The organism is Lentzea sp. NBRC 102530 (assembly GCF_030269365.1).
Taxonomy (GTDB): Bacteria; Actinomycetota; Actinomycetes; order Mycobacteriales; family Pseudonocardiaceae; genus Lentzea.
Genome location: NZ_BSTF01000005.1, coordinates 522746 through 538036 on the forward strand (window position 1 = coordinate 522746; position 15291 = coordinate 538036).

General features: G+C 70.2%; 17 protein-coding genes. 12 read left to right on the forward strand and 5 right to left on the reverse strand.

The window, feature by feature from the left end:
- Positions 1 to 35 precede the first annotated feature (35 nt).
- Genes QSK25_RS16855 through QSK25_RS16865 form a run of 3 tightly spaced genes read right to left on the reverse strand, consistent with a single transcriptional unit; the run spans position 36 to position 4313 of the window.
- On the reverse strand, positions 36 to 1439 hold the full coding sequence (locus QSK25_RS16855) for a GntP family permease (RefSeq protein ID WP_285639309.1): 1404 nt from the start codon (positions 1437 to 1439) through the stop codon (positions 36 to 38).
- Positions 1436 to 3019 carry an N-acyl-D-amino-acid deacylase family protein gene (locus QSK25_RS16860; protein WP_285639310.1) on the reverse strand — a complete coding sequence of 528 codons (1584 nt, stop codon included), beginning with the start codon at positions 3017 to 3019 and terminating at the stop codon, positions 1436 to 1438. Before QSK25_RS16860 ends, QSK25_RS16855 begins: the two co-directional genes overlap by 4 nt.
- Positions 3020 to 3032: 13 nt before the next feature.
- Positions 3033 to 4313, reverse strand: a complete 1281-nt coding sequence (locus tag QSK25_RS16865) for an amino acid deaminase (RefSeq protein ID WP_502881856.1) — start codon at positions 4311 to 4313, stop codon at positions 3033 to 3035.
- Positions 4314 to 4410: 97 nt separating this feature from the next.
- Between QSK25_RS16865 and QSK25_RS16870 the strand changes: the two genes are divergently transcribed.
- The 7 genes from QSK25_RS16870 to QSK25_RS16900 all read left to right on the forward strand — a co-directional run bounded on the left by QSK25_RS16870 (position 4411) and on the right by QSK25_RS16900 (position 8815).
- Entirely contained in the window at positions 4411 to 5376 is a 966-nt protein-coding gene (locus QSK25_RS16870; protein ID WP_285639312.1) for a sugar kinase, read from the forward strand.
- The gene (locus tag QSK25_RS16875) at positions 5377 to 6123 is read left to right on the forward strand and encodes an IclR family transcriptional regulator (protein ID WP_285639315.1); all 747 of its coding nucleotides are present in this window, start codon (positions 5377 to 5379) and stop codon (positions 6121 to 6123) included.
- Between the two features lie 11 nt (positions 6124 to 6134).
- Positions 6135 to 6515: a RidA family protein gene (locus tag QSK25_RS16880; RefSeq protein WP_030481733.1), complete on the forward strand. Its 381-nt coding sequence runs from the start codon at positions 6135 to 6137 to the stop codon at positions 6513 to 6515.
- Between the two features lie 63 nt (positions 6516 to 6578).
- Positions 6579 to 7163, forward strand: a complete 585-nt coding sequence (locus QSK25_RS16885; RefSeq protein ID WP_285639317.1) for a DUF7919 family protein — start codon at positions 6579 to 6581, stop codon at positions 7161 to 7163.
- Between the two features lie 13 nt (positions 7164 to 7176).
- Positions 7177 to 7767, forward strand: a complete 591-nt coding sequence (locus QSK25_RS16890) for a hypothetical protein (protein ID WP_285639318.1) — start codon at positions 7177 to 7179, stop codon at positions 7765 to 7767.
- A complete protein-coding gene (locus QSK25_RS16895) occupies positions 7764 to 8417 on the forward strand; it encodes a hypothetical protein (RefSeq protein ID WP_285639319.1) in 654 nt (217 codons plus the stop codon). Before QSK25_RS16890 ends, QSK25_RS16895 begins: the two co-directional genes overlap by 4 nt.
- Complete coding sequence (locus QSK25_RS16900; protein WP_285639320.1) at positions 8414 to 8815, forward strand: hypothetical protein; 402 nt, start codon at positions 8414 to 8416, stop codon at positions 8813 to 8815. The genes QSK25_RS16895 and QSK25_RS16900 overlap by 4 nt, the downstream gene beginning before the upstream one ends.
- Here QSK25_RS16900 and QSK25_RS16905 read toward each other — a convergent pair.
- Positions 8796 to 9137 carry a DUF1844 domain-containing protein gene (locus QSK25_RS16905; protein WP_166054225.1) on the reverse strand — a complete coding sequence of 114 codons (342 nt, stop codon included), beginning with the start codon at positions 9135 to 9137 and terminating at the stop codon, positions 8796 to 8798. The two genes, QSK25_RS16900 and QSK25_RS16905, sit on opposite strands and share 20 nt — an antisense overlap.
- 301 nt (positions 9138 to 9438) lie before the next feature.
- Between QSK25_RS16905 and infC the strand changes: the two genes are divergently transcribed.
- From infC to QSK25_RS16930, 5 genes are all read left to right on the forward strand, one after another.
- On the forward strand, positions 9439 to 10050 hold the full coding sequence (infC, locus tag QSK25_RS16910; protein WP_285639322.1) for a translation initiation factor IF-3: 612 nt from the start codon (positions 9439 to 9441) through the stop codon (positions 10048 to 10050).
- A gap of 50 nt (positions 10051 to 10100) precedes the next feature.
- The gene (gene rpmI / locus QSK25_RS16915) at positions 10101 to 10295 is read left to right on the forward strand and encodes a 50S ribosomal protein L35 (RefSeq protein ID WP_086663968.1); all 195 of its coding nucleotides are present in this window, start codon (positions 10101 to 10103) and stop codon (positions 10293 to 10295) included.
- 77 nt (positions 10296 to 10372) lie between these two features.
- Positions 10373 to 10762 carry a 50S ribosomal protein L20 gene (gene rplT / locus QSK25_RS16920; protein WP_285639323.1) on the forward strand — a complete coding sequence of 130 codons (390 nt, stop codon included), beginning with the start codon at positions 10373 to 10375 and terminating at the stop codon, positions 10760 to 10762.
- Positions 10759 to 11601 carry a TrmH family RNA methyltransferase gene (locus tag QSK25_RS16925; RefSeq protein ID WP_285639410.1) on the forward strand — a complete coding sequence of 281 codons (843 nt, stop codon included), beginning with the start codon at positions 10759 to 10761 and terminating at the stop codon, positions 11599 to 11601. The genes rplT and QSK25_RS16925 overlap by 4 nt, the downstream gene beginning before the upstream one ends.
- Before the next feature lie 37 nt (positions 11602 to 11638).
- Positions 11639 to 12523: a S41 family peptidase gene (locus QSK25_RS16930; RefSeq protein WP_285639325.1), complete on the forward strand. Its 885-nt coding sequence runs from the start codon at positions 11639 to 11641 to the stop codon at positions 12521 to 12523.
- Between the two features lie 65 nt (positions 12524 to 12588).
- On the opposite strand, the gene QSK25_RS16935 is transcribed toward QSK25_RS16930, so the two are convergent.
- Positions 12589 to 15291, reverse strand: coding sequence for a hypothetical protein (locus QSK25_RS16935; RefSeq protein WP_285639327.1), 2703 nt, complete (start codon positions 15289 to 15291; stop codon positions 12589 to 12591).

A 15291-nucleotide genomic window follows, 5' to 3' on the forward strand; every position in this document is an offset into this window, starting at 1 on the left:
TTGTCAAGCGTTGGAAATTGTTTGGTTGTGTCCGGTTAGACGACCAGGCTGAGCAGCGCGGCGACCGCGAAACCGACCACCGAAAGGATGGTCTCGAGGACCGTCCAGGACTGCAGCGTCTCCTTCACCGAAAGCCCGAAGTACCGCGACACGATCCAGAACCCGCCGTCGTTGACGTGCGAGGCGATGATCGAGCCGGACGCGATGGCCATGACGACCAGGGCGAGTTGCGGCTGCGAGTAGTTCAGGTCCGCCAGCACCGGGGCGACGATGCCCGCGGTCGTCACGATCGCGACCGTCGCCGAGCCCTGTGCGATGCGGATGACGCAGCTGATCACGTACGCCAGGGCGATCACCGGCAGGCCGATGCCCGACAGTTCGTTCGCCAGCGTCTTGCCGATGCCGGTCGCGGCCAGCACGGCGCCGAAGAAGCCGCCGGCACCGACCACGAGCAGGATCATCGCCACCGGCTTCAGGGACGCGCTCGACAGTTCCGCCACCTTCTCGCGGGTCATGCCGCGCCGGAAACCCAGCAGCCAGAACGCCAGCAGCACCGAGATCGTCAACGCCACGGCGGGGGTGCCGAAGAACGTGGCGATCGAGTACAGCTTGGAGCCCTTGGTCAGCAGGATCGAGCCGAACGTGCCCGCGAGGATCAGCACGAGTGGCAGGCCGATGATCGCGAGCACCAGGCCGAGGGACGGCGGTTCGCGGTCGTCGCCGCCGTTCTCCGCCCGCGCGACCTCGGCCGCGGCCAGCATCTCCTCCGGCACCGGCACGTCGATGCGCTTGCCGATCCAGTACGAGTACAGGACGCCGCCGACGAACCACGACGGGAGCGCGACCGCCAGGCCCATGATGATGATCCAGCCGAGCGACACGCCCAGCAGACCGGCCGCCGCCACCGGTCCCGGGTGCGGTGGCATGAACGCGTGCATGACCGAAAGGCCCGCCAGCAACGGCATGGCGAACAGCACGATCGACTTGCCGGACCGCTTCGCCGCCACGTAGACCAGCGGTGCCAACACGAAGATGCCGATGTCGAAGAAGACCGGCACGCCGAAGATCAGGCCGGCGAGACCGATCGCGACCGGCGCCTTCTTCTCGCCGAAGGCGTTCATCAGCTTGTCCATCAGGACCTGCGCGCCGCCGGACGCCTCGAGGATCGCGCCGAGCAACGTACCCAGGCCGATGATCGCGGCGATGTGGCCGAGGATCGAGCCGAAGCCCTTCTCCAGCAACGAGTCCGAGGCCTTCTGCGCCGACCCGACCAGCTGCTCCACCGGCACGCCCGCCAGCAACGCCACCAGCAGCGCCACGACGATCAGGGCGATGAACGGCTCTACCTTGAACTTGATGATCAGTAGCAGCAGCACCGCGATGCTGACTACCGCGAGGGTGAGCAAGCCCCCTGTTGAGTGTTGCAACCAGTCGATCACGGGCGGCTCCTGAGTGAATGGCCTGGCAATGAGCCGGTGGCGGTTCCGTCGTCGATCACCGTCACCCCGTTGCAGAAGACGTACGGGATGCCGGCGGCCTGCTGTCGCGGCTCGTCGAACGTCGCCGTGTCGGCGATCGTCGCGGGGTCGAACAGCACCAGGTCGGCCGCGTAGCCCTCGCGGACCAGACCCCGGTCGGTGAGCCGCAAACGCTTGGCCGCGCGGCCGGTGAGGTGCTCGACGCACTCCTCCAGGCTCAGCACGCCCAGTTCACGGACGTAGCGCGCGAAGTAGCGGGGGAACGTGCCCCACGCGCGCGGGTGTGGCCGGTCTCCCACGAGCAGGCCGTCGCTGCCGCCCGTGTGCGCCGGATGCTTCATGATCGCCTGCACGTTCTCCTCGTGGCCCACGTGCATGAGGCAGGACGTACCCATTCGTTCGTCGACCAACACGTCGAAGTACAGCTCGGCGGGTGAGCGTCCCAGCCTCGAGGCCGAGGCGTGGACGCTGGAGCCGACGAGGTGCGCGTTGCGGTCGTTGCGGACGCCGTTGATCTCGATGGAGTCCCAGTCGATCGGCACGCCGTGGCAGCCGTCCGAACCGGTCTCCTCGATCTCCGCGCGGATGCGTTCCCGGGTGTCCACATCGGACAACCTTGCCAGCGCGCGCTCCGGGCCGCCCTCCGTCGCCCACGACGGCAGCAAAGCGCTCAGGTACGTGGCGCCGGGCAGGTACGGGTAGGTGTCGAGCGAGATGTCGGCACCGCCGGCGATCGCCTCGTCCAGCAACGTCAGCAGCTCGGGCGCGCGGCCCTTGTTCACCGGGAAGTTCATGGTGGCGTGGGCGAGGTGCAGTGCGCAGCCCGAACGCTTCGAGACGTCCACCATCTCGGCGTACGCCTCCAGCGCGCCCGCGCCGTAGCTGCGGTGGTGCGGGCTGTAGAAGCCGTTGTGCTGCCCGACGACCTCGCACAGCTGCACGAGCTCGGACGTGTCCGCGTACATGCCCGGCGTGTAGGTGAGGCCGGACGACATGCCCGCCGCGCCCTCCGCAAGCGATTGCGCCAGAACGGACCTCATCCTGTCCATTTCGGACTCGGTCGGCGTCCGGTCGTCCCAGCCGACGACGAGCATCCGCAACGTCCCCTGCGGCACCAGGTACGCGGCGTTCACCGCGATGCCCTGGTCGAGCCGGTCGAGGTACTCGCCGACCGAGCGCCAGTTCCAGTCGAAGCCCGGCGGGTCGTCGTTCCAGCCCGCGAGCTGACCGCGCAACGTCGCCAGCACCTCGTCGTCCACCGGCGCGTACGACAGGCCGTCCTGGCCGAGCACCTCGGTCGTGACGCCCTGCGAGACCTTCGCCAGGTGGTCCGGCTCGGCGAGGACCCGCAGGTCCGAGTGCGAGTGCATGTCGATGAACCCCGGCGCGAGCACCAGGCCGTCCGCGTCGACCGACCTCGTCGCGGAGATCGAGTCGCCGATCGACGTGATGACGCCGTCCTTGATCCCCACGTCCGCGCGATAGGCGGGCGCGCCGGTGCCGTCGGCGATCAGCGGTCCGCGCAGGACGACGTCGTCCATCGGTGCACTCCTTCTAGAAGTAGGTGCGGATCAGGTCGACCACGGTCGTGCCCTGGACGACCGGGATGAGCTGCCACTTGTCGAACACCGTGCAGGGGTGGGAGAGGCCCAGCCCCACCCAGTCGCCGACCCGGACCGCGGCCTCCGGCCCGAGCTGGAGGAACGCGTGCTGGTCGTTCAACGCGGTCACCGCGGCCTGGGACAACGGGGCGATCGCGCCGTCGCGGCGGCGGACGAGCTGCGGTTCCGGCAGGCCCTCGTCGAACGACGCGTCGCGCTTGCCGATCGTCAGCAACGCCAGGTCGCGCTGCGGCCGGGACGTCACCTGGGCCCACGCCCGCAGCGCCGACCGGAACGGCTCCACGCCGTCGATCCGGGAGAACGGCGAGATGCCGCGGTAGAAGCCGTCGTCGTGGGTGATGTACGCGCCGCTGCGCAGCACCGGCGTCACGTCCATCGGCCACGGCCGCGACAGCGTCGCCGCCACCTGGTCGAAGTAGGCGCTGCCGCCCGCGGTGACGATCACGGTGTCCAGCTCGTCGAACAGCCCGGCGTCGGCGAGGCGCAACGTGAGCGTGCGCAGGTCGGTCAGGTAGCGGTCCACCACGGCCTGCGACGACTCGGACGCGTCGTGCGCCAGCGCGCCTTCGTAGCCGCCGGCGCCGGCCAGGCGCAGCACCGGGCTCTGGTCCACCGCACGGGCGACGGCCAGCGCGGTCTCCAGATCACGCGCGCCGGTCCGTCCGCCGGGAGCGCCGAGTTCGACGATCACGTCGACCGGCCGTGACGGCTGGAGCTCCTGCAGGATCTCGGTCATCAGCGCGACGCCGGTCTCGGAGTCGGCCCAGCAGCTGAACTCGAAGCCGGGGTCGGCGTCGAGCTCGCCGACCAGCCAGCGCAACGCGGCGGGGTCGAGCAGCTGGTTCGCCAGCAGGATCCGCGAGACGCCGAACGCCCGGTAGACGCGCAGCTGCGACGCGTTGGCCGCGGTGATGGCCCACACGCCGTGCTCGACCTGCCGCTGGAAGAGCTGCGGCGCCATCGTCGTCTTGCCGTGCGGCGCGAGCTTGACGCCGTGGTTGTCGCACCACTTCGCCATCGTCGTCAGGTTGTGCGTGAGCGCGTCCGCGTCCAGCACGACGAGCGGCCCCACGAACTCGTCGGCGAACAGGTCGAGCCGCCCGTCGGCGACCTCGCCGAGGGTCGCCCCGAACGTGCTCGCCGGCAGTCCCTTGAAGCGCCAGCTGATCGTTTCCGACCTGATGTCCGCGACGGCCGAGAGGTCCATCTCCATCAGTTGTTGCATATTTTGCAACTCCCATTGCGCGATGTGATGCTGAGTTGTGTAGCATTCGGACTCGCCGCCGTCAACGAACACCTCTGGAGCACGCATGCGGTTCGAACACGTCGGCGGTGTCGTGTGCCTCGGCGAGACCATGGTGATGATGGTTCCGGCTGAACCCGGACCCGTGCACCTGGTGCGCACCTGGCACCGGGCCGTCGGGGGCGCCGAGTCCAACGTCGCCGTGCACCTGACGCGCCTCGGCGTGCCGGCGTCCTGGGTCAGCGCGGTCGGCGACGACTCGTTCGGTCAGGCGGTGCTCGACACCGTGGGCGGCTTCGGCGTCGACGTGTCCGGTGTGCGGATCGACCCGGACCGTCCCACCGGCCTGTACGTCAAGGAGGCCTCGCCACACGGCAGCCCGGTGCGCTACTACCGGCGCGGCTCGGCGGCGTCGGGCATGGGCCTCGAGATGATCGACCGGCTCGGGCTCGGGCACGTGAAGCTGGTGCACCTCAGCGGGATCACGCCCGCGCTGTCCGACTCGTGCCTCGAGATGATGCGTGAGCTGCTGCGACGGCCGCGGCACGGGTTCCGCATCTCGTTCGACCTGAACTGGCGGCCCGCGCTGTGGACCGGCCGCGACCCGCGCGTGCTGCGCGAACTGGCCGACATGGCCGACGTCGTGCTGGCCGGCGCCGACGAGGCCGAGCTGGTGTGGGGGACCGGTGATCCGGCGCGGCTGCGGAAGCTCCTGCCCGGCCCGGTGTCGCTCGTGGTGAAGCAGGGCGCGGACGGGGCGACGCTGCTGGAGGGCGGGGCGTCGTTCTTCGAACCGGCGCTGAAGGTCGAGGTCGTGGAACCGGTCGGCGCCGGTGACGCGTTCGCCGCCGGGTTCCTCGCGGCTACCTTGGCGGGGGAGGGTCCGTCGGTGCGGCTGCGCGCCGGGCACCTGCAGGCGGCGTCCGCTTTGCTCACGGCGGAGGACGTCGGAGATCCTCTGCCCGACGACGTGACGGATCCGCTGCTGCACGCCGACCCGCAGACCTGGGCGTCCGCCCGCCTGGAGGTGTAGATGAGCCAGAGCCTCGACAGAGCGCTCACCCTGGTGAGCCAGCTCGCGAGCGGCCCGAAGACGCTGGACGAGCTGTCCGGCGTGATCGGTGTGCACAAGTCGACGACGTTGCGGCTGTTGCGCACGTTGGAGTCGCACCGCTTCGTGCAACGCGACGGCGTGCACCACTACCGCCTCGGCACGGCGCTGTTCGACCTCGCCAACCTGGCGCTGGAGGAACGCGACGTGCGCCGCGCGGCCGAACCCGCGTTGCGCGACCTCAACTCCCGACTCGGCCACACCGTCCACCTCGCGTCCTACGAGGACGGTGAGGTCATCTACATCGACAAGTACGAGTCACGGCACCAGATGCGCATGTACTCGCGCATCGGCCGCCGCGCGCCCTTGCACTGCACGGCCGTCGCGAAGATCCTGCTCGCCGACCTGCCCGCCCCCGCGTTGCAGAAGGTGCTGGCGGGCATGGAGTTCCCGAAGCTGACGGAGAACACCATCCTCGGGCCCGCGGCTTACGTCGCCGAGCTGGATCGCGTGCGCGCCAACGGCTACGCGGTCGACAACTCCGAGCACGAGGACTTCATCCACTGCATCGCCGCGCCCATCAGGGGCGCGCGCGGCGAGGTGCTCGCGGCCGTCTCGATGTCCGTGCCGAAGGTGCTGCTCGACTTCGACGGCCTGCTGGGCCACCTGCCCGACCTGCTCGCCACCGCCGAAGCTGCATCAGTCGAATGCGGTTATGTTCCACGATAAGGGGAGTTCCGTTGTCCAAGGTTGAGATCAAGACCGCTGACGCGCCGCAGCCGGTGGCCCGTTTCTCGCAGGGTGTGCGCAAGGGCAACATCCTGCAGGTCGCCGGTCAGGTCGCGTTCGACCCGAAGTCGGGCGAGATCGTCGGCACCACCGTCGCCGAGCAGACCCGCCAGACGTTCGCGAACCTGCACGCCGTGCTGGCGGCCGGTGGCGCGTCCATCGACGACGTGGTGATGATCCGCGTCTACCTCACCGACACCGCGCACTTCGCCGAGCTGAACGAGGTGTACGGCGAGTTCGTGACGGACCCGGCGCCCGCCCGCACCACCGTGTACGTCGGGCTGCCCGCCGGTCTGCTGGTGGAAATCGACGCGCTCGCGGTCGTCGACTGATCTACCGTGCTGCGGGGCGTGCCCAGGTCCGGGTACGCCCCGTTTCGCTCCTCCGGGGGAAGCTTGATCTCTGAACTGCCTCCGAGCCTCGCGCGGATCGTGGCGGACGGCTGGGTGCGGGACGAGTGGGGGACGGGCGCGGCGGAGGCCGTCGCTCGGGTGAACGCCTTCTGGCACGGTCACCGCCGGCTGCTCCACAGCGGGCTGGCCGATCACGAGGACGCGCGCCACTGGGCCGCGCAGGCCTGCGCCGAGTCGGGGGAAAGCATGACGCACTACCCGGACCTCTCGCCGTACGAGTACTTCCCGTCGGCCGTGCCGATGGTGAACGTGGGCTGGCTCGACCCGCCCCACGACTTCCCGGCCGGCCCGGTGCCCGACCGGCTGGTCACCGCGCTGTGGCGCCTCGCGAAGAGGCCGCGCAACCTGGCGCGCGGCTTCCACTGGTGCGGGTTCTGCGAGTCCGGCGACGACTACGACGACCTGCCGACGGCCAACGGCGAGATCCACGTCGAGGCGGGCGGGGTGCGGTACTCGGCGCCCGTCCTGGTGGCGCATTACGTGCGGGACCACGGATATCAGCCGCCACAGGTGTTCATCGACGCCGTGTTGGGCGCAGTCGGCCACCTGAACCACCCGGACGCGTGACACGATTCGGCGCATGAAGTGGTACGCGGACAGACCGGTCAGGTTCACGCGTCAGCTGATCGCCGACCTCCTCGCCGTCGGCTGGGTCGCCCTCTGGATCTGGGTGGCGACCACCGCCCACGACTGGGTGCTCCAACTGCGGGCTCCCGGGGACGGCCTGGTCAACGCCGGTGGCAGCATCCGGGACGCCTTCGCGAACGCCGCCGGCAAGGCTCGGGGCGTGCCCTTCGTGGGCGAGGACCTGGCGGGCGCGCTCGGCAACGGCACCAAGGCCGGCGAGACGCTCACCAGCGCGGGCAACGCGCAGATCGGTGTGGTCGAGGACTCCGCGTTCTGGCTGGCGGCCGCCCTCGTCGTGGTTCCGGTGCTGTTCCTGCTGATCACCTGGTTGCCGCTGAGGTTGCGGTACGCGCGCAAGGCCGCGAACACCGCCCGGTTGCGGGACAAGCCCGACCTGCTGGCGCTGCGGGCGCTCACCTCGTTGTCGCCGCGGGAACTCGGCAAGTTCGACGGCGACCCCGCCGTCGCCTGGCGGACCGGGGACGTGGACGTCATCGAGGAGCTGGCCCGGCGTCAGCTCGCGAGCGTGGGGGTGCGGGCGTGATCGCGCTGGCGGTGATCGCCGCGGTGGTGGCGATGTGCGCGGTGGCCGTGTCGCTGTGGCAGGCCCGCGAGGCCAAGCACGCGCAGGAGGCCGCGAAGCAGTCGCAGGAGGAGGCGGTCAGGGCGCAGGAGGAGGCGCAGGCCGCCCGCAAGGCCGTCGAGCAGGCCACGGCGAGCGCTTTCCAGGCCAAGAACGCCGTGGAGGAGGCCAAGAAGGCCGTCACCAAGGCGGAGGAGGCGGCGCGGCAGTCGAGCGAGGCGGCCGCGGCGGCGCGGATGCTCGCCGACGAGGCGCAGTTCACCGCACAGCAGGCGGCGGCCCAGGTCAGCGACCTGGTCGGGGCGCTCGCCGCGCAACGCAGCCGCGTCGGCATGCCCACGTTCGCCATCACGCCCGGCGCGCCCGACGAGTTCCGGCTGAGCTACTTCGGCGGACCCGCCGTCATCGAGCAGCTCACCGTGTCGGTGGTGCCGGGGTCGCGGGTGCTCGGGCTCTCGCAGCACGACGAACCACCGGCCGAGCACCTCGACGTCGGCCCGCTCCACAACGGCGACGCCATCACGTTCCGCGCCGCGACCGGGCAACGGGCCAGCGCGGTCTTCCAGGTCAGGGCGGAGCCGTGGGAACCGATCGTGGTGCGTGCCGAGTGACCAGGCAGTCCGCCGACCTGAACGCGCCGTGCGGGACGTGCGGTGGTCCCGGCACCGGCGGCTTCACGCAGATCGCGGAGAACGGGCTGCTGCGCTGGGAACTCGGCGAGGGCTGCGACCGCTGCCTCGTCCAGGGCTGCGACCGGGGACGCGGAGCCGGTCCGGCGGACCTCCGCGCCGAACTCCTGGCGCAGCACGGCGCGTACCGCCTCTCGGTCCCGGAAGGGACCCGGGGAGTGGCGAAGGTGCTGCGGGACGTGCTCGGGCTCTCGCTCAGCGAGGCCCAGGAGGCGGCACGAGCGCTGCGGGGACCCGGCTACGAGGGCACCTGCGTGGAGCTCACCCTCGTAGCCGAACTGCTGGACGTCGCGGGACCGGTCAGTACACGGGACCGGTGAACTTCTCGCCGGGGCCCTGGCCCGGCTCGTCCGGCACCGCCGACGCCTCGCGGAACGCCCGCTGCACCGACTGCAGGCCGTCCTTCAACGGCGCGGCGTGCGGGCCGAGGTACTCGGACGTCGCGGTCACGAGGCCGGCGAGGCCCGTGATCAGGCGGCGGGCCTCGTCGAGGTCGCGGCGCGGGGAGTTGTCGGGGTCCGGGTCGGCGAGGCCCAGGCGCTCCGCGGCGGCGGACAGCAGCATCACCGCGGCCCGGCTGATGACCTCGATGCTGGGAACATCTCCGAGGTCGCGGACGCTGTCTTCAAGCGGATCGGTCACGCCGACATTCAAGCAAGACGCCCCCGGCGACCGGCGTCACAGGCCCGCGATTCGGGGGTTGACAAGAGCGTCTGCTACTATTTCCGACGCGACCAGCTCTCGTTAGTGCGAGAGCGGCAAGTGGAGCCCCGCTCCCACCCGCGATCACCGCTTCTGGAGGTGGCCGGGTCCGGTCCTCCTGGCGGTCAGGGCGCACGGGCGTCCGAGCAGGCAGGTGTGAGATCGGTCGGAAGCGGGCCCTGTCGTCGACATCGACGACGGGGCTCTTGTCTTTGGCGCAAACGAGTCTCAAAGGACGTGAATGACAAGTCCCTCGAACCGCGGTGCACCCGTCAGCACCGAGCCGCGCATCAACGACCGCATTCGGGTGCCGGAAGTTCGTCTGGTCGGGCCGAATGGTGAGCAGGTCGGGATCGTTCGCATCGAGGACGCGCTCCGACTCGCGCAGGAAGCGGATCTCGACCTCGTCGAGGTCGCCGCTCAGGCTCGCCCGCCGGTCTGCAAGCTCATGGACTACGGCAAGTTCAAGTACGAGACCGCGCAGAAGGCTCGCGAGTCGCGTCGGAACCAGCAGCTGACGGTCATCAAGGAGCAGAAGCTCCGGCCGAAGATCGACCCGCACGACTACCAGACGAAGAAGGGCCACGTGGCCCGCTTCCTCTCGCACGGGAACAAGGTCAAGGTGACCATCATGTTCCGCGGTCGCGAGCAGTCGCGCCCCGAGCTCGGCTACAGGCTTCTGCAGAAGTTGGCGGAGGACGTCGCGGAGCTGGGCTTCGTCGAGTCGAACCCCAAGCAGGACGGCCGCAACATGATCATGGTGTTGGCGCCGCACAAGAACATCAAGCCGCGCGTGGTCAAGCACGACGACGATGCGCCCGAGGCGGATGACACCGCTTCGGAAGAGGCGTAGGACGCACGCCCGCCCCCGGACCCGGTGGGTAGCACGAGACGAGGACGGAAATGCCGAAGAACAAGACGCACAGCGGGACCTCGAAGCGCTTCAAGGTCACCGGCAGCGGCAAGATCCTCCGGGAGAAGGCCGGCAAGCGCCACATCCTGGAGAAGAAGTCCAGCAAGGTGACGCGTCGCATGAGCGGCACCGCGGTCGTGTCGGAGAACGACGCCCCGCGCATCAAGAAGCTGCTCGGTCTCTGACCCGCTTCGACACCCCCCAGCTAATTCGGGAACCGGTCCCCGACACCGGTTCCCCATGAGATCGACAGGATGGACCCGTGGCACGCGTCAAGCGGGCTGTAAACGCCCAGAAGAAGCGTCGTACCACCCTTGAGCTGGCGAGCGGTTACCGCGGCCAGCGCTCGAGGCTGTACCGCAAGGCCAAGGAGCAGGTGCTCCACTCGCTCAACTACGCGTACCGCGACCGGCGTGCGCGCAAGGGCGACTTCCGCAAGCTGTGGATCCAGCGCATCAACGCCGCGTCCCGTGCGAACGGCATGACCTACAACCGCCTGATCCAGGGTCTTCGCCTGGGCGGCGTCGAGGTCGACCGCAAGATCCTCGCGGACCTCGCCGTCCACGACGCCACCGCCTTCACGGCGCTCGTCGAGATCGCCCGCAAGGCGCTCCCGGCCGACGTGAACGCTCCGGCCGGGGACAGGGCCTGAGCCAGCACGCTCGCAAGCACCACCGACCCGAGGCAGATCCGTTCACCGAACGGACGCCTCGGGTCGTTGCTGCTCGCCACCTGACGCGCCGCCAGGGCCGCGACAAGGCCGGTCGTTTCCTCGTCGAGGGCGCCCAGGCCGTGCGCGAGGCCCTCGCCTGGCGTGGCGGCGAGGTGCACGAACTCTTCGTCACCGCCACCGCCGCCGACCGAAACCCCGAGCTGCTCGACGCGGCCGCGGACCAGGGTGTCCGGATCAGCGAGGTCACCGACAAGGCGGCCGACTCGCTGTCGGAAACCGTGACGCCCCAAGGCATCGTCGCGGTCTGCGACGCCGTGCCGCAGCCGCTCGACGTCGCGCTGAAGGGCACGCCGCGCCTCGTCGCCGTGCTCTACGGCGTCTCCGACCCCGGCAACGCGGGCACCGTCACGCGGGTCGCCGACGCGGCCGGAGCCGACGCGGTGATCTTCGCGGGCGACACGGTCGACCCGCACAACGGCAAGTGCGTGCGCGCCTCCACCGGCTCGCTCTTCCACCTGCCGATCGCCCGCTCCCGCGACGCGTCCGAAGTTTTCGCGGCGTGCCGCCAGGCCGGTCTGCGGCTCGTGGGCGCCGACGGCTACGCGCGGCAGGACCTCGTCGAGGCCTCCGTCGCGGGCGATCTGAAGCACCCCACCGCGTGGGTGTTCGGCAGTGAGGCGCACGGCCTGCCCGACGAGGTGAAGGCCGAGCTCGACACCTCGCTCAAGGTGCCGTTGTACGGCGCCGCCGAGAGCCTGAACCTCGCGACGGCCGCCGCGGTCTGCCTCTACGGCTCCGCGCGGGATCAACGGAATTGAGCTGACGGGCACCGGGCGCGCGGTTACTGTGCGCCCCGTGCGCGAACCCGAGATCGAACTCCTCTGCTCCCAGCTCGCCTCTTACTACGTCTTCCCGGACACGGCCAACGAGATCGCGAAGGTCCTGCGCGCCCGCCTCGACGAGGGCGCCTACTCCACTGTGGACGACGACGAGGCGTTCGCGGCGGCGGTGACCGCGGACCTCCAGTCCGTCAACGGCGACAAGCACCTCCGCCTGCTCTACAGCGCCGCGGAGGTGCCGGAGTCCGACCAGGAGTCGGCCTGGGACCCGGTGGCCTACCGGAAGGAGGCCGAGCAGGACGCGTTCGGCATCCGCAAGCTCGAACGCCTCGAAGGCAACGTCGGCCTGCTCGAACTCAGCCTGCTGCACGACGCCGACATCGCCACCCCGGCGATCATCGCCGCGATGAACCTGATCGCGCACACCGACGCGTTGATCATCGACCTCCGCAAGAACGGCGGCGGCGACCCGCACACGGTCGCGTTGGTCTGCAGCTACCTGTTCGACGAACCGGTGCACCTCAACGACATCTACAACCGCCCGGACGACACCACGCAGCAGTTCTGGACGCTGCCGCACGTGCCGGGGCCGAAGTTCGGCGGCAAGAAGCCGGTCTACGTGCTCACCAGCTCCCGCACGTTCTCCGGCGCGGAGGAGCTGAGCTACAACCTCCAGCAGAACGAGCGCGCGACGCTGATCGGCGAGACCACCAAGGGCGGCGCGCACCCCGGCGACCGCTACCGGGTCGGCCCGCACCTGAAGTCGTCGATCCCGAACGGCCGCGCGATCAACCCGATCTCGGGCACGAACTGGGAAGGCGTCGGCGTCGTCCCGCACATCCAGGTGCCGGCCGATGAGGCGTTCGCGGTCGCCTACGAAAAGGCGACCGCTATGTCATGACCACAAGCCACTGCATCCGAGGTCGCCTCGACGAAAAGCGCGTCGAGGCGACCGAGAACGAGTGACTAGTCCAGCCGAGCGGTCAGTTCACGCACGAGGGGATCGGTGCCGGACGGCTTGTTCTGGCGCCGCATCGCCTCCGACAGCACCGAGAGCACGTTCCCGGCCTGCTCGTCGTCGGGCAGCAGCGACGCGGCCCGGCGCGCCTCGACCTCGGCGCCCTCGGCGTCGTCCGAGCGCAGCAGCATGCTCGCCGCCTTCAGCACGACGAACACCCGCCATCCCTTGTCGCCCAGCGACACCACCAGCGCCTCGGCGTCGCGGTACTGCTTCATCGCGAGCGCGAACTCACCGACCTGGCCGTGCACCCACGCACGGATCGCGGCGATCTCGGCGCTGCGCCGGGTGACCTCCTGCTGGTCCTCGACCTCGACCAGCAACGCCTCGGCCTCGTCCAGCGCCGCCCGCGTCTCGGTGATCTCGTCCTCCGGCAGGTTCGAGGCCAGTTCGACCAGCGACCCGATCGCCTCGAAGAGGTTGCCCTCCTGGTGCCACAACGCGGCGCCGGCGCGCCACGAGGCCGTTGCCTCGTCGTGCTTGCCGAGCCTGCTCTGCACGGAGGCGAGCGCGTCGAGCAGGAACGCCCGCCGCCCGATCTCGTCGGCCGGCAGCAGTTCGGCCGCCTCGCGCAGGTGCCGTTCGGCCGCGGGGAGCTCACCGAGCTGGCGGCAGACCTGGCCGAGCCGGAACACGACCTGCAGGCGCAGGTCCTCCTGGCCGGGCTGCAGCAGCCGCAGCGACTCCTCCAGCACCTCGGCGGCCTCGACGAACCGGTTCGTCTGCACGTAGCCGGCGCTCAGCGTGAAGCAGAACGCCGCCGTGTGGCCGTGGCCGAGGTGCACGCGCGAGATCGCCACCGCGTCGCGCAGTTCGGCGAGGTGCGCGGACTCCTGGTCCAGCTCCTGGATGGCTCCGACCTGGTACCAGAGCGCCTCGGCGCCGATGGGCAGCGGGAACGCCGCCACGAACGCCTTCGCCGTCGCCATGGCCTCGTCGGTCTTGCGCAGCACGGTCTCCAGGCGCAGCCGCACGCGGAAGGCGTTGAACCGCGCGCTCGGCGTCATCTCGCCGGCCGTGATCGCCACGATGTCCTCGTAGGCGCTCTCGACGTCCTGGCGGCGGGCCTTGTGCTCCGCTGCCTCGATGGCGACCTGTGCCCGCAGCACCGGAACGTCCAAAGAGGACGCGAGCGCGATCATCGCGTCGGCCTTGTCGTGCTCGTGCGCGTCGTCGAAGATCTCGGCGAGGGACAACGCGGCGACGATGCGCGTGTGGTCGGACTCGGCCTCGGCCAGGCACCGCTCGGCGATCTCCCTGCCGTCCTCCAGCTGCTCCGCGATGCGGGCCTGGTGGCGCAGCGCGAGGTCCTTGGGCAGCGCCGTCAGCAGTTCGTCGAACTTCGCCCGGTCGAACGGGACCAGACCGGTCGTCATCCGCCGGACGCCCGCGTGCGCCGCGAGATCGGGCGGCAGCAACGAGTCCATGTCCTCGGGCAACGAGGCGAGCATCCGGCTCGCCTGCACGAACTCGCCCCGGCCGAACAGCTCGACCATCGACTCGGCGATCTCCACCGGGTCACCGGAGACGACCTCCTCCTCGACGGGCGCGGCCGGCCCGGCGGCGGGCACGGCGAGTTCGACGGCCGGGTAGTCCTCGAGGGCCAGCGTCTCGGTGAGCTGGTCGAGCCACGACGTCGTGCCGTTGCGGGCGTCGAACTGCTTCGCGAGCTGGGTCGCCCGCCTGGTCAGCCGGTCGAGCAGTTCGGCGGCCGTGCGGGTGCCGACGCCGGGCACCTCGAACGAGGTGTCCGCCGGAAGCCGTTGCAGCAGCACGGAAGCGCTGGTGCAGAACGACATCTCGTCGGACGGCAGCTGCACCGCCGTCACCTTGTGCAGCGACCGGCGCAGGATCTCCTCGCCGCGCGCGAGGTTGCCCGTCAGCGCGCAGAACCGGATGTGCCCGTGCACGTACGAGGTGATCTCGTCGTCCTTGATCAACCGGTACGCCGTGGTGTGCGCGTGCGCGGCCCGTTCCAGGTCGCCGGTCTTGAGCAACGGCCACAGCAGCGCCGACAGGATGCCCTGCGGCTGCGTGGAACACCCGGTGTCGACCGACAGGCCCTCGAAGCCGTGCGCGACGGCCTCCTCGTGCCGGCCGAGGCGCGACAGCATCGAGACCTGGCCCTCGGTGACGCACGACGCGCAGTCCGACATCGGCCCGCTCTCCGCGGCGAGGTAGCGGCCCAGGTGCTCGGCGAGCCCCGCCTCGTCCCCGACGTGCTGCGCGTACTTGGCCCGCGCGCCGTGCACCGGCTGCGCCGCGAACCCGAGGCTGCTGTAGCGGTCCGCGAGCTGTCCCAGCACCGACCGCACCTGCTCCAGCGAGAACTTCGGGTCCCGCAGCAGCCCGGAGAAGATCCACTTGTGGGACCAGCTCAGCCGGTGCAGCTCGTAGTCGTTGAACGCCTCGGGCTCCTTCTGCTCGACCGCGAGCAGCCACGCGAACGGCGACAGCAGCAGGTCGTAGCGCGCGAGGTGGTAGCCGGAGTCGATCTGCGCGATCCGGCACGACACCCCGAGCGGCACGTGCCCGAGCGAGTCGGCCATCCGCGCGGCCCGTTCCAGCGCCTCGTGCTTGGGCATGCCCGTGGGCATGTTGTAGGCGTCGAGGAACGCTCTTTCCGCGTCCTCAGCGGTGAAGTCGGACAT